The organism is Ramlibacter sp. MMS24-I3-19 (genome assembly GCF_050320135.1).
Classification (GTDB): Bacteria; Pseudomonadota; Gammaproteobacteria; order Burkholderiales; family Burkholderiaceae_C; genus Ramlibacter.
Genome location: NZ_CP190017.1, coordinates 3,249,686 through 3,261,894, shown reverse-complemented (window position 1 = coordinate 3,261,894; position 12,209 = coordinate 3,249,686). Strand labels below are relative to the sequence as shown.

At 67.4% G+C, this 12,209-nt stretch carries 10 protein-coding genes and 1 pseudogene; 8 read left to right on the top strand and 3 right to left on the bottom strand.

Features of this window, described 5'->3' with window-relative positions; genetic code table 11:
• Positions 1 to 7: 7 nt before the first annotated feature.
• Positions 8 to 988, top strand: a complete 981-nt coding sequence (locus ACPWT1_RS16260) for a response regulator (RefSeq protein WP_427912185.1) — start codon at positions 8 to 10, stop codon at positions 986 to 988.
• Positions 973 to 1,179 carry an ATP-binding protein gene (locus ACPWT1_RS16255; RefSeq protein ID WP_427912184.1) on the top strand — a complete coding sequence of 69 codons (207 nt, stop codon included), beginning with the start codon at positions 973 to 975 and terminating at the stop codon, positions 1,177 to 1,179. Before ACPWT1_RS16260 ends, ACPWT1_RS16255 begins: the two co-directional genes overlap by 16 nt.
• On the opposite strand, the gene ACPWT1_RS16250 is transcribed toward ACPWT1_RS16255, so the two are convergent.
• The gene (locus tag ACPWT1_RS16250) at positions 1,176 to 2,180 is read right to left on the bottom strand and encodes a fatty acid desaturase family protein (protein ID WP_427912183.1); all 1,005 of its coding nucleotides are present in this window, start codon (positions 2,178 to 2,180) and stop codon (positions 1,176 to 1,178) included. The two genes, ACPWT1_RS16255 and ACPWT1_RS16250, sit on opposite strands and share 4 nt — an antisense overlap.
• A gap of 237 nt (positions 2,181 to 2,417) precedes the next feature.
• Between ACPWT1_RS16250 and ACPWT1_RS16245 the strand changes: the two genes are divergently transcribed.
• The 6 genes and pseudogenes from ACPWT1_RS16245 (at position 2,418) to ACPWT1_RS16220 (ending at position 9,385) form a co-directional block, all read left to right on the top strand.
• Positions 2,418 to 4,046 (top strand): 3-(methylthio)propionyl-CoA ligase, encoded by a 1,629-nt coding sequence (locus ACPWT1_RS16245; protein ID WP_427912182.1) that lies wholly within the window; start codon positions 2,418 to 2,420, stop codon positions 4,044 to 4,046.
• A gap of 148 nt (positions 4,047 to 4,194) precedes the next feature.
• Positions 4,195 to 5,490 (top strand): branched-chain amino acid ABC transporter substrate-binding protein, encoded by a 1,296-nt coding sequence (locus ACPWT1_RS16240; RefSeq protein ID WP_427912181.1) that lies wholly within the window; start codon positions 4,195 to 4,197, stop codon positions 5,488 to 5,490.
• A gap of 73 nt (positions 5,491 to 5,563) precedes the next feature.
• On the top strand, positions 5,564 to 6,511 hold the full coding sequence (locus ACPWT1_RS16235) for a branched-chain amino acid ABC transporter permease (RefSeq protein WP_427912180.1): 948 nt from the start codon (positions 5,564 to 5,566) through the stop codon (positions 6,509 to 6,511).
• A gap of 4 nt (positions 6,512 to 6,515) precedes the next feature.
• On the top strand, positions 6,516 to 7,916 hold the full coding sequence (locus ACPWT1_RS16230) for a branched-chain amino acid ABC transporter permease (RefSeq protein ID WP_427912179.1): 1,401 nt from the start codon (positions 6,516 to 6,518) through the stop codon (positions 7,914 to 7,916).
• On the top strand, positions 7,913 to 8,689 hold the full coding sequence (locus ACPWT1_RS16225) for an ABC transporter ATP-binding protein (RefSeq protein ID WP_427912178.1): 777 nt from the start codon (positions 7,913 to 7,915) through the stop codon (positions 8,687 to 8,689). The genes ACPWT1_RS16230 and ACPWT1_RS16225 overlap by 4 nt, the downstream gene beginning before the upstream one ends.
• Position 8,690: 1 nt before the next feature.
• A pseudogene (locus ACPWT1_RS16220) lies at positions 8,691 to 9,385 on the top strand (ABC transporter ATP-binding protein).
• Here the strand turns inward: ACPWT1_RS16220 and ACPWT1_RS16215 are convergent.
• Both ACPWT1_RS16215 and ACPWT1_RS16210 read right to left on the bottom strand, forming a co-directional pair.
• Positions 9,355 to 11,106, bottom strand: coding sequence for an ATP-binding response regulator (locus ACPWT1_RS16215; RefSeq protein ID WP_427912177.1), 1,752 nt, complete (start codon positions 11,104 to 11,106; stop codon positions 9,355 to 9,357). The pseudogene ACPWT1_RS16220 and the gene ACPWT1_RS16215 sit on opposite strands and share 31 nt — an antisense overlap.
• A gap of 181 nt (positions 11,107 to 11,287) precedes the next feature.
• Positions 11,288 to 11,974 carry a hypothetical protein gene (locus tag ACPWT1_RS16210; protein ID WP_427912176.1) on the bottom strand — a complete coding sequence of 229 codons (687 nt, stop codon included), beginning with the start codon at positions 11,972 to 11,974 and terminating at the stop codon, positions 11,288 to 11,290.
• Positions 11,975 to 12,209 lie beyond the last annotated feature (235 nt).

Below are 12,209 nucleotides of genomic sequence, written 5' to 3'. Positions count from 1 at the left end.
TCCCGCGATGCAGCCCGACGCCCGCGCCATCCTGTACGTCGACGACGAGGCCCACTCGCGCAAGTGGTTCGCGCGCTGCTTCGGCGACGAGTTCGAGGTCGCCACCGCCGCCAGCGCCGACGACGCGCTGGCCATCCTGGCCGAACGTGGCCAGGACTTCGCGGCGCTGGTCACCGACTACCGCATGCCGGAGCAGGACGGCATGAAGCTGCTGCGGCAGGTGCAGCGCGACCATCGCCACCTGGTGCGCATGCTGGCCACGGCCTATGCCGAGAAGGACGTCGCGATCGCCGCCGTCAACCAGGGCAAGGTGCTGCGCATCCTCGAAAAGCCCCTGGAGGACGAGCCCACGCGCCTGGCACTGCGTGAGGCGCTGTCGCTGTACCGCACGCAGGCGATGGAACGCATGCTCAACGAGGGCCGGGTGTCGACATTGCGCGAGACGCTCGGCTTCCTGGCGCACGAGCTCAACACGCCACTGGCCACCGTGCGCGGCTGCGTGGCGAGCGTGGCCGCCCGCCACCTGCCCACTCCGGACGGGCAGGGCGGCCTCGTGATGTTCGAGGAAGACCATCCCGGCGACCTGCTCGCGGCGCTCGAACGGGCCGAGCGCCGTGCGCTGTACTGCCAGTCGCTGGTGTCCACCTTCCTGCAGTCGGCCCGCGACGCCTATCCGGGCGCGGCGCCGCAGACCGTCAGCGCGGCTGGCCTGATCCAGGCGCTGCTCACGGAATTCCCGTTCGAGCTCGAGGAGCGCGGCTGGGTGACCACCGGCGTGCAGGCCGACTTCCGCCTGCCCGGCCGTCGCGACCTGCTGTACCTCGTGTTGTGCACGCTGACCAAGAACGCGATCCAGGCATTGCGCGGACATCCCGGCGCTCGCCTGCACATCGCCGCCGGTTGCGAGACCGGACCCAGGGAACGCGTGGCTGGATCCGCTTCGCCGACACCGGCCCCGGCATCCCTCCGGACGTGCTGGGACGCCTGACGCGCGAACCCGTGACCACGCGTGCGCATGCGGGCGGCAATGGCATGGGCCTGCTGTTCTGCCAGCGCGTGCTGCAGTCGGCCGGCGGCTCGGTGCGCGTGGAGTCCACGGTGGGGCAGGGCACCACCGTGCTGCTCTCGTTCGAGCGCGGCGTGCAGCCTGCGGCTGCGGACGCCGCCGGCGAGGCTTAGGCCGTCCCGCGACGGTCCGGCGCGGCCTGGCTGGCCGCCGGCACCGACCAGTGCGGACGGCGCGCCGAGAACCAGTCCACCAGCAGGCGTCCCAGCGAGCGGTGCTCGAACACGCCGTTGCGCAGCAGGATGGGCCGGATCAGCCGGATGGCCCTGGGCAGGCGGTACCAGGGGATCGTGGCATAGACGTGGTGGATCACGTGGCAGTCGCCGCCGATCCACCAGAACATGATCCGCGTGACGGGACCCGTGCGGTAGAAGGTGCCGACCCAGAACGGGTTGCCCGCCTCCAGGTCGTAGTGCTCCAGCACAACGCGGATGGTGTTGAGCACCGGCAGCACGACCACGAACGGAAGCACGTATCCGTACAGTGCGAAGCGGTAGTCGACCGCCGCGGAGACGAGCAGCAGGGCCAGGATGCCCCACCACACCTTCCTCTCGAACGCCGCGCGCTCGCTGCCCGGATCACGTGCGTTCGCTTCCGCGATCTGGCGGCGGACGGTCTGGAGGTGCTGGACCACCATCGCCGGGCTCGCGAAGAGGGCACGCCGCACGCGCGTGTTGATGCCGTGCTTGTACGACTCGGTGTCCTGCGCGGTGCCCAGCGCGCGGTGGTGGGTGAGGTGCAGGTCGTCGTACACCGAGGGCCTCAGTTGCGACGGCCACATCATCACCGTCGACACCAGCCACCGCAGCTTGGGCGGCAGCCACTTGCGGTGCGTGAACACGTCGTGGCTCACCATCGCCAGCACCAGGATCATGTTCCCCTGCAGGACCAGGCAGGCCCACCAGAGCGGATCGCGGACGCTGCCCACCGCGAGCGGATACGCCAGCGCCAGGAAGATCGCGAGCGACCCCACCACCGCCGCGCCATCGAGAACCGGGTTCTCATCGTGCAGGCGCGCCACTTCGTCCCGCCCGAGTTGATCGACGATCTCGGCCCGCGCGGCACGCAGCCCGCCGTTCTGGCCCGAATCCGGCGCCTTCGCCCCATCGTTCATGTGATCTTTTCTCCCCCTCGATCCGGGCACCACGGCAGAGGCTCCCTCGCCGTGGCGCAAAGCGGTGAGCATAGTTCGTTTGCCGGGGCACCTGCCGGCAGCCCTGCGCCTTCGGTCACGCCCGCGCGGCGAACCTGCACGCAGGAGGCAGGGGACTGCAGCGTAATCCCGGTCATGCGGCACGCGTTCCGCGGTTTAGCATTCGCGCCACAACGACACGCTCACTGGAGTCTCCGCATGCTCGGGCTGATGCAGAACCAACCCCTCCTGATTTCCACGCTGATCGATTTCGCCGATCGCCACAACGGCGACGGCGAGATCGTCTCGCGCCGGGTCGAGGGCGACATCCATCGATCCACCTGGAGCCAGGTCGCCGCACGCGCGCGCCAGGTCGCCAACGCCCTCGACGGCATGCAGCTGCTGTTCTCCGATCGCGTCGCGACGCTCGCCTGGAACGGCTACCGCCACCTCGAGCTGTACTTCGGCGTGTCGGGCTCGGGGCGCGTGCTGCACACCATCAACCCGCGGCTGCATCCGGACCAGATCGCGTGGATCGCCAACCATGCCGAGGACCAGGTGCTGTGCTTCGACGCGACCTTCCTGCCGCTGGTGCAGGCGGTCCATGCGAAGTGCCCGACCATCCGCCAGTACGTGCTGCTGTGCGACAGCGGCAAGGTGCCTGCGGGCACGGGCATCCCGAACCTGGTCGCTTACGAGGACTGGATCGGCGGCCAGCCCACAACGTACGACTGGCCCACCTTCGACGAGAACTCCGCCTCGAGCATGTGCTACACGAGCGGCACCACCGGCAATCCGAAGGCGGCGCTGTACAGCCACCGCTCGACGCTGCTGCATGCCTACGCGGCGGCGCTGCCCGACGTGATGGGCCTGTCCGCGCGCGACTCCGTGCTGCCGGTGGTGCCGATGTTCCACGTCAACGCGTGGGGCATCCCGTATTCGGCCGCGCTCACCGGCTGCAAGCTGGTGTTCCCCGGTCCCGCGCTCGACGGCAAGTCGGTCTACGAACTGATCGAGGCCGAGAAGGTGACCTATGCCGCCGGTGTGCCCACCGTGTGGCAGATGCTGCTGGGCCACCTGAAGCCCAACAACCTGCGTTTCTCCACGCTGCGCCGCACCGTCATCGGCGGCTCGGCCTGTCCACCCGCGATGATCCACGCCTTCCGCGAGGAGTACGGCTTCGAGGTGCTGCATGCGTGGGGCATGACCGAGATGAGTCCGCTGGGCACGCTGTGCACGCTGAAGAACAAGCACGCCCTGATGACGCCCGACGAGCAGATGAAGATCCGCCTGAAGCAGGGGCGCGCGATCTTCGGCGTCGACATGAAGATCGTCGGCGACGCCGGGCAGGAGCTGCCGTGGGACGGCAAGACCTTCGGCGACCTCTACGTGCGCGGCCCGTGGATCGTGCGCGAGTACTTCAAGGGCGAGGGCGGCGACCCGCTGGTGGACGGCTGGTTCCCCACCGGCGACGTGGGCACGATCGACGCCGACGGCTACCTGCAGATCACGGACCGCAGCAAGGACGTGATCAAGTCGGGCGGCGAATGGATCAGCTCGATCGACATCGAGAACATCGCGATGGCCCATCCGGCGGTCCAGATGGCCGCTTGCGTGGGCATGCCGCATCCGAAGTGGGACGAGCGCCCGATCGTCGCGGTGGTGAAGAAGTCCGGCGCGCAGGTCACGCGCGAGGAACTGCTCAAGTTCTACGAAGGCAAGATCGCGAAATGGCAGGTGCCCGACGATGTCGTGTTCGTCGACGCGATCCCGCTCGGCGCGACCGGCAAGATGCTCAAGACGAGGCTGCGCGAGATGCTGAGGGACTACAGGCTGCCCACGGCCTGACGCCGCATCCGTGTGCACGCGTTCGCGTGCCTCTCTCTTCTGTCGCATGGGCGATAGCAGCGCTCCAGCTTACGGGCATTCCCTGAGCGGTGCACTGCACAAAGGCTTGTACCCTGCGCCCATTCCAAACCGACAGGAGACACCCATCATGTTCGCCTTCAGGCACGTCACGGTCGCCGCGGTGCTGGCCCTCTCGGGCGCTGGCTTCGCGTTCGCGCAGGCCACGCCTGCCAAGTCCGCGCCCGCTGCCAAGCCGGCGGCTGCACCGGCGGCGGGCAAGGGTGAAACCGTGCGCATCGCGTTCATGGATCCGCTGTCGGGACCGTTCGCCAACGTGGGCCAGAACCAGCTCAAGAGCTGGCAATACGCCGCCGAGCACTTCTCCGGCAAGACGCCTTCGGGTGTGAAGTTCGAGGTGGTGGGTTTCGACAACAAGAATTCGCCGCAGGAGAGTCTGAACACGCTGAAGGCCGCCATCGACCAGGGCTTCCGCTACGTCGCGCAGGGCAACGGCTCGGGCTCAGGCTTGGCGATCGAGGACGCGGTCGCCAAGTACAACGAGCGCAATCCCGGCAAGGAACTCATCTACTTCAATTACGCCGCGGTCGACCCGGCGATGACCAACGAGAAGTGCGACTACTGGCACTTCCGCCTGGATGCGGACACCAGCATGAAGATGGAGGCGCTGACCTCCTTCATGAAGGACCAGCCGCAGGTCAAGAAGGTCTACATCATCGGCCAGAACTACTCGCACGGCCAGCAGGTCGCCAAGTTCTTCAAGGACGCGATCAAGCGCAAGCGCCCCGATGTCCAGATCGTCGGCGAGGACCTGCACCCGATCGGCCAGGTCAAGGACTTCTCGCCCTACGTGGCCAAGATCAAGCAGTCGGGCGCCGACACCATCGTCACCGGCAACTGGGGCCAGGACCTCACGCTGCTGGTCAAGGCGATGAACGACGCCGGCCTGAAGACGCCGATGTACACCTACTACGCCGGGGTCACCGGCACGCCGACGGCTCTGGCCGCCGGCGGAGACAGCGAGGTCTACGTGGTGGCCTATGGCCATGCCAACCACACCGGCGAACTCGGGCAGATGGCCAACGAGTTCCACAAGAAGTTCAACGACGACTACTACACCTTCGCCACGTACAACGGCATCCAGCTGCTGGGGGCGGCGATCGCGAAGGCAGGCTCCAGCGAGCCGGCCAAGGTGGCGAAGGCGCTCGAAGGGCTGTCGGTCAAGAGCTTCGCCGGCGACGTCACCATGCGCGCGTCCGACCACCAGCTGCAGCAGACGATGTTCATCACCAAGTGGCAGAAGGCCAAGAAGGGCGAGTACAGCGTCGAGAACACCGGCTACACATTCGTGCCGATCAAGCAGCTGGATCCGTACGTGTCCAGCACGCCGACCAGCTGCCAGATGAAACGGCCGTCGGCCTCCTGAGGCCCGACCATCCACCAGCCGGGATGGCGTCGCCGCTGTCCCGGCTTTTTGTTGCGCGGTACCACGGGCCATCATGGAGTTCTTCACCATCTCCCTCCTGAACGGCATCAGCTACGGGCTGTTGCTGTTCATGCTGAGTTCGGGCCTGACCCTGATCTTCAGCATGATGGGGGTGCTCAACTTCGCGCACGCCAGCTTCTACATGCTGGGCGCGTACTTCGCCTTCACCGTCACGCAGCTGGTGGGCTACTTCCCCGCGCTGGTGATCGCACCGTTCCTCGTGGGCGTGCTGGGGGCGCTGTTCGAGCGCTACTGCCTGCGGCGGGTGCACAAGTTCGGCCACGTCGCCGAGCTGCTCATCACCTTCGGCCTGTCGTTCATCATCCTGGAGATGGTGCAGCTGGTCTGGGGCACCAGCTCGGTCGACTACCGCGTGCCCGCGGTGCTGAGCGGCCCGCTGTTCACGCTGTACGGGACGCAGTTCCCGATGTACCGCGGCTTCATGATGCTGGTCGCCCTGCTGATGCTGGTGGCGATCTGGCTGCTGCTCACGCGCACCCGCATCGGGCTGGTCATCCAGGCGGCCCTGACGCACCCCGACACGGTCGAAGCGCTGGGCCACAACGTGCCGCGCGTCTTCATGCTGGTGTTCGGCGGCGGCTGCGCGCTCGCGGCGCTGGCGGGCGTGATCGGCGGCAACGCATTCGTCACGGAGCCGGGGATGGCAGGCACCGTCGGCTCGGTGATCTTCGTGGTCGTGGTCGTGGGCGGCATGGGCTCGCTCTCGGGTGCGTTCGTCGCCTCGCTGCTGATCGGCGTGATCCAGACCTTCGCGGTCGGCATCGACGCATCGCTCATGGGGACGCTGAATTCGCTGGGCACCGCCATCGGTCCCGAGACGCCGGGCTTCGTGCTGTGGCGGCTGAAGATCAGCCAGATCGCGCCCATCCTGCCGTACGTGTTCCTGGTGCTGATCCTGGTCTTCCGGCCCAAGGGCCTTCTCGGAACGCGGGAGGGCTGACGCGATGAGCACGCTCACCCACACCCAGTCAGCCGACGCGGCGCTCGAGAATTCGCGCACCGGCACCCCGATGGACCTGCCGGGCGCTGCACCGGCCCGCGTGCCCGCCGCGAGCGTCGGGCGCGATCGCTCCAGGCGCATCAACGTCGGCCGCTGGGTGATCTGGTCGCTGTTCGCGCTGCTGCTGCTGGTCGCGCCGCTGGTGTGGACCACGTCGCTGGCCCACACCATGCTCAGCCAGATGGGCATCGCCATCATCGTCTGCCTCTCGTACAACATGCTGCTGGGGCAGGGCGGCATGCTGAGCTTCGGCCACGCGGTGTATTCGGGCCTGGGCTCGTTCCTCGCCATCCACACGCTGAACCTGGTGGCCAAGGGATCGCTGCCGATTCCGGTCAGCCTCATTCCCATCGTCGGCGGCCTGGCGGGCCTGTTGTTCGCGGTGGCCTTCGGCTGGGTGACCACCAAGAAGGCAGCCACACCGTTCGCGATGATCACGCTGGGCATCGGCGAACTGGTGTACGCGATGTCGCTGATGTTCCCCGAGTTCTTCGGCGGCGAGGGCGGCATCTCGGGCAACCGGGTCACCGGCCCCAAGCCGTTCGGCATCAGCTTCGGCCCTCAGATCCAGCTGTACTACCTCATCGCGGTCTACACCTTCGTGTGCACGGCGCTCATGTTCGCCTTCACGCGCACGCCGCTCGGACGCATGCTCAACGCCGTGCGCGACAACCCGGAGCGGGTGGAGTTCGTCGGCTACGACACGCAGAAGGTGCGCTACATCGCCTTCATGATCTCGGCGTTCTTCGCCGGCATCTCGGGTGGCCTGGCCGCGCTGAACTTCGAGATCGTCACCTCGGAGGTGGTCAGCGGGTATCGCTCGGGCGCCTACCTGCTCTTCACATTCCTCGGCGGCGCAACCTTCTTCTTCGGTCCCATCATCGGCGGCATCCTGATGGTGCTGGCGTTCGTGCTGCTGTCGGAGGTCACCAAGGCCTGGCTGCTGTACCTGGGCCTGGTGTTCCTGTTCATGGTGATGTACGCGCCCGGCGGCATCGCCAGCCTGGTGATGATGAACGTGCGCATCGCCTCGTTCGGGCGCCTGCGCGAGCTGTGGGTCAGCTACCTGGCGTTCGCCGCCACGGCGCTGCTGGCACTGCTGGGGGCGGCCGGGATGATCGAGATGGTCTACCACCTGAAGCTCAATCCGGCGCTGGGCCCGGAGCTGCACTTCCTGGGCACGACGCTCAACGCGCATTCGGTCGACAGCTGGTTCGGCTGCAGCTTCGTCCTGCTCACCGGCCTGGGCCTCTTCGAGCTCACGCGCCGCCAGTTCGTGCGGCAATGGGGCGAGATCCAGGGTGCCATCGAGGAAGAGATCAGGCGCAGGGAGGCGGCGGCATGACGGTGCAATACGCGCTGGAGCTCAAGGACCTGCGCAAGAGCTTCGGCAAGACCGAGATCATCCGCGGCGCGAATCTCGCAGTGCGTCCCGGCGAGCGCGTCGCGGTGATCGGCCCCAATGGCGCAGGCAAATCGACGTTGTTCAACCTCGTCTCGGGCCGCTTCGCACCCACCAGCGGCGAAGTGCTGCTGAACGGCCAGCGCATCGACGGCAAGCGCCCGTTCGAGATCAACCGCCTGGGCCTGTCGCGCAGCTTCCAGATCACCAACATCTTCCCCAAGCTCAGCGTGTTCGAGAACCTGCGCTGCGGGGTGCTGTGGAGCCTGGGCTACCGCTACACCTTCTTCAAGTTCCTGGCCGACCTGCAGGACGCGAACGAACTCGCCGAGCGGCTGCTGCACATGATCCACCTGGACCGCAAGCGTGACGTGCTGGCGGTGAACCTCACCTATGCGGAGCAGCGCGCGCTGGAGATCGGCATCACCATCGCCGGCGGCGCCGGCGTGATCCTGCTCGACGAACCGACGGCGGGCATGAGCCGCAGCGAGACCAAGCGCTTCATCGACCTGATCAAGGAAGTGACGGTCGGCAAGACGCTGCTGACCGTCGAGCACGACATGGGCGTGGTGTTCGGCCTGGCCGACAAGATCGCCGTGGTGGTCTATGGGGAGGTGATCGCGTTCGACACCCCCGACAAGGTGCGCGCCAACCAGAAGGTGCAGGAAGCCTACCTCGGCTCACACGTCGCGGATGCGCAGGTCGGAGCCCATTGAGATGCTGAAGGTCGAGAACCTCCACGCCTTCTACGGCAAGAGCCACGTGCTGCACGGGGTGCACTTCGACGTCAACCCGGGTGAGATCGTGGCGCTCCTCGGGCGCAACGGCTCGGGCCGGTCGACCACGGCCAAGGCCATCATGGGCATGGTCGATTGCACCGGCAGCGTGAACTGGAAGGGCCTCGAGACGCTGGGCCGCAAGCCCTACGAGATCGCGCACCTGGGCATGGGCTACGTGCCCGAGAACCGCGACATCTTCCCCGGCTCACCGTACACCAGAACCTGGTGCTGGGCGAGAAGCGCCGCAAGCAGAAGGGCCGCTGGACCTACGAGGACATGTACCGCATGTTCCCGCGCCTGAAGGAGCGGCAGCACACGGAAGCGGGCGTGCTGTCCGGCGGGGAACAGCAGATGCTGACGCTGTGCCGCACGCTGATCGGCGACCCGGACCTGATCATCATCGACGAACCCACCGAAGGCCTGGCGCCCAAGATCGTGGAGCTGGTGGGCGAGTACCTGGGCAGGCTCAAGGAGCGCGGCATTTCGGTGCTGCTGATCGAGCAGAAGCTCACCATCGCGATGACGATCTCCGACCGGGCCCTGGTGATGGGCCACGGGAGCATCGTGTTCGAAGGCACGCCCGCCACGCTGCGGGCCGACGCCTACACGCGCAAGGAGTGGCTGGAGGTCTGAGGACCTGCGCCCTGCACGCGCAATACGCGCGCGAGTTCCGACCGCAGCAGGTCCGGGTCCAGCGGCTTGGCCAGGTAGCCGTTCATGCCGGCCTCCAGGGCGGCGTCGCGCCAGGAGGGCAGGTCGTTGGCGCTGAGGGCAAGGACCGGGATCCCGTTCAGCGGCGCGGGCCGGTGGCGCAGGGCGCGCGTGGCCTCGATGCCGCTCATGCCCGGCATCTGCATGTCCATCAGGATCACGTCGGGCTGCGCGCCATCGTCCAGCAGGCGCAGCGCCTCGGCACCATGCCCCGCTTCGAGCGTGCGGAAAGCCAGCTCGCGCAGCCGGGCCTTGACGATGGTGCGGTTGAACGCGCTGTCGTCCACGACCAGCACGGTCTGGCCGCTGAAATCGACCGGGACGGCGGGCACCCGCTGCTCCGGGGCCGGCAGGACTGGCGCCTGCTTCATCGAGGTCGGGGGGAAGGTCAGCGTGAATTCGGTGAATTGGCCGTGGATCGAGTGGCAGGCGATCTCACCCCCGAAGGCCTCCATGGCGCGGCGGCAGAACGCCAGGCCGAGGCCGGTGCCCTCGGTCTTGCCGAACGAGTGGAACTCCTCGAACAGGTGGGCCATGCGGTCGCGCGGGATGCCCGGACCGGTGTCGTGCACGACGATGCGATGCGCCGGCGCGCTCATCACGGTGATCGTGATGCTGGCGCCCGGATGCAGGGGCAGGTAGTAGAGGGCGTTCTTCAGCAGGTTGAACAGGATCAGCACGCAGGCCGTCTCGTCGCCACGGAAGTGGAAGTCGCCGACGACCTGCACCGCCACGCTGCCCCGCTGCTCGGCCGTCTCGTAGGCGTACTCGCTCACCGCCTTCTGCACGCACAGCGCGGCCGACACCGGCGAGAAGCGGGAGCTGTCGAACGCCTTGCCGCTCAGCTGCTGCAAGGTCAGGGTGATCGCCTGCAAGCCGCGGTCCGCGGCGTCCTTGCCCTGCCCGAGGGCGCGGGAGAGGGCGTCGATCCGTTGCCGGGACACCTGCACCACCTCGGCGGCGGCCACTGCCGGCAGCATGGCCCGCGCGCTTTCAAGCGCGTGCTGCACCTGGGCCATGGGATTGCGCACCTCGTGGGCCACCGAGCCCGCCAGGCCCGCGTACAGGCGGCGCAGCCGTTCGAGCTCGGCCCGCCGCTCGGCGTGCTTCGAGAAGCTGCCGCCCGCGACGAGGACCATGCACATCGGCACCCACCAGTAGAGGAACTCCATGGGGAAGTCCGACAGCGGGTGGCTGGCGAAGAAGAACGCGGCGCTGGAGAGATAGCCGCCCAGCACCATGACCAGCGTGTTGCGCCAGTCCGTCAGCAGGATGATCAGCACCACGCCCATCATCATGTTCATCACCGTGTTCGGCGCACCTCCGTTCTCCAGCAGCGTGAGCGGCATGAAGAACGCCAGGCAGTAGAAGACGGTGGCGTACGAGTAGGGCAGGTAGAAGCGTGCCAGCGGGGCCGGCCACCAGCGGCGCAGCGCCAGCGCCACGCACGTGGCGATGGCGGGGAGGCGGAAGTACATGTCGTCCCACCGCGGCGGCAGCTTGCCGGTGAGGCGCACCAGATAGAAGGTCGAGAAGGCGATGGCGCCCACCACGCCGATGGCGGCGAGGAGGGATGGATTGCTCTCGTGGTGGAACCGGTAGCCGTTGACCAGCCGAACGGCCAGGCGCTTCAGTCGATCCATCATCGAAAACCCGCTGCAGGCGCGTGGCGCCGGGCGAAACCCTGCGCTGGACGCGCGGGCATGAGCGGCCGATGTGGCACGGTGTCCTCCCTACAACCTCTGTCGCGGCCAATGTAGCAGAGGGCTTGCACGGCCCGAAGCACCACACCCGCAATGTCTGCAGTGAAGCGGTTCTTTCGCATCACCAGCCGTTGGCAACCAACGCGGCGCGCTCGAACGACGTCCTGGACTGCAACTGCTGCAGCGCGGAGGCGACGTCCTCCACCCGGGCATGAACCAGCGCGTACCGGGTGCCGCTGGTCCCCGTGGCGGTCACGACTGTCCGCATGCCCACCCGGCGCCACAGGCGTGCCATCGCCAGCGTCGTGGTGGCATGGAAATGGCGCACGTGCTTCAGCTGCATCAGCTTCTCGAGGGTGAGCGCCAGGCACTCCACCAGCAGGTCGAGGCGGCGGTCCTCCGGATCCATGATCACGCGGCCCACTTCCCAGCTGCCGTCGCCGAGGATCGACGTGTCGAACGGAAAGGCATTCAGCAGGCGCTCGGCGCCCGTGAGGCGATGACCCGTCGGGACGAAGCGCAAGGTGGCCAGCAGGCGGGAGTGGCGGTACACCGCGACGACCACGCCGGCCTCGTCGCGCGTCTCTTCCAGCGGCTTCAGCCCCAGCCCCAGGTCCTGCTCGACACCGAACGCGGCATGCTGGCGCAGCCCGGCAATGGCTTCCCGGTCCGACGCGGTCCTCAGCACGCGCAAATGCAATGGCGCGTGCTGCACGGCCACGTCCAGGTCGACAGCAGTGTCGCGGACGTGGCACGCATCAGCCGGCCAGCGCGACGGGGTTGCGGGGCCGAAGCTGCCGGTATCCATCAGAATCTTCTTCATTGAATCGTGTCGAGGCCCTGAGCTGCGCGGCCAGACAAAACTGGCACAAGCCGCGAAGTCATGGGCGCGTCCCATCATGCCCGAAGAGGCAAGCACCGGCCCCCGCAGGACGACAAGCGAGCCGGGAGGGCGTTCAGCCGGTAGCCCGACCGCGGTGTCCCACCTGCGACAAACCCTCTAGGGCAGCCCTGTCGCCACCATAGAATCGATTAGCGAACGC

Excerpts from the sequence above, each read along its gene's own strand:
- ACPWT1_RS16260 (WP_427912185.1), top strand. The coding sequence starts at position 8 with ATGCAGCCCGACGCCCGCGCCATCCTGTACGTCGACGACGAGGCCCAC.
- ACPWT1_RS16250 (WP_427912183.1), bottom strand. The coding sequence starts at position 2,180 with ATGAACGATGGGGCGAAGGCGCCGGATTCGGGCCAGAACGGCGGGCTG.
- ACPWT1_RS16245 (WP_427912182.1), top strand. The coding sequence starts at position 2,418 with ATGCTCGGGCTGATGCAGAACCAACCCCTCCTGATTTCCACGCTGATC.
- ACPWT1_RS16240 (WP_427912181.1), top strand. The coding sequence starts at position 4,195 with ATGTTCGCCTTCAGGCACGTCACGGTCGCCGCGGTGCTGGCCCTCTCG.
- ACPWT1_RS16235 (WP_427912180.1), top strand. The coding sequence starts at position 5,564 with ATGGAGTTCTTCACCATCTCCCTCCTGAACGGCATCAGCTACGGGCTG.
- ACPWT1_RS16230 (WP_427912179.1), top strand. The coding sequence starts at position 6,516 with ATGAGCACGCTCACCCACACCCAGTCAGCCGACGCGGCGCTCGAGAAT.
- ACPWT1_RS16225 (WP_427912178.1), top strand. The coding sequence starts at position 7,913 with ATGACGGTGCAATACGCGCTGGAGCTCAAGGACCTGCGCAAGAGCTTC.
- ACPWT1_RS16215 (WP_427912177.1), bottom strand. The coding sequence starts at position 11,106 with ATGGATCGACTGAAGCGCCTGGCCGTTCGGCTGGTCAACGGCTACCGG.
- ACPWT1_RS16210 (WP_427912176.1), bottom strand. The coding sequence starts at position 11,974 with ATGGATACCGGCAGCTTCGGCCCCGCAACCCCGTCGCGCTGGCCGGCT.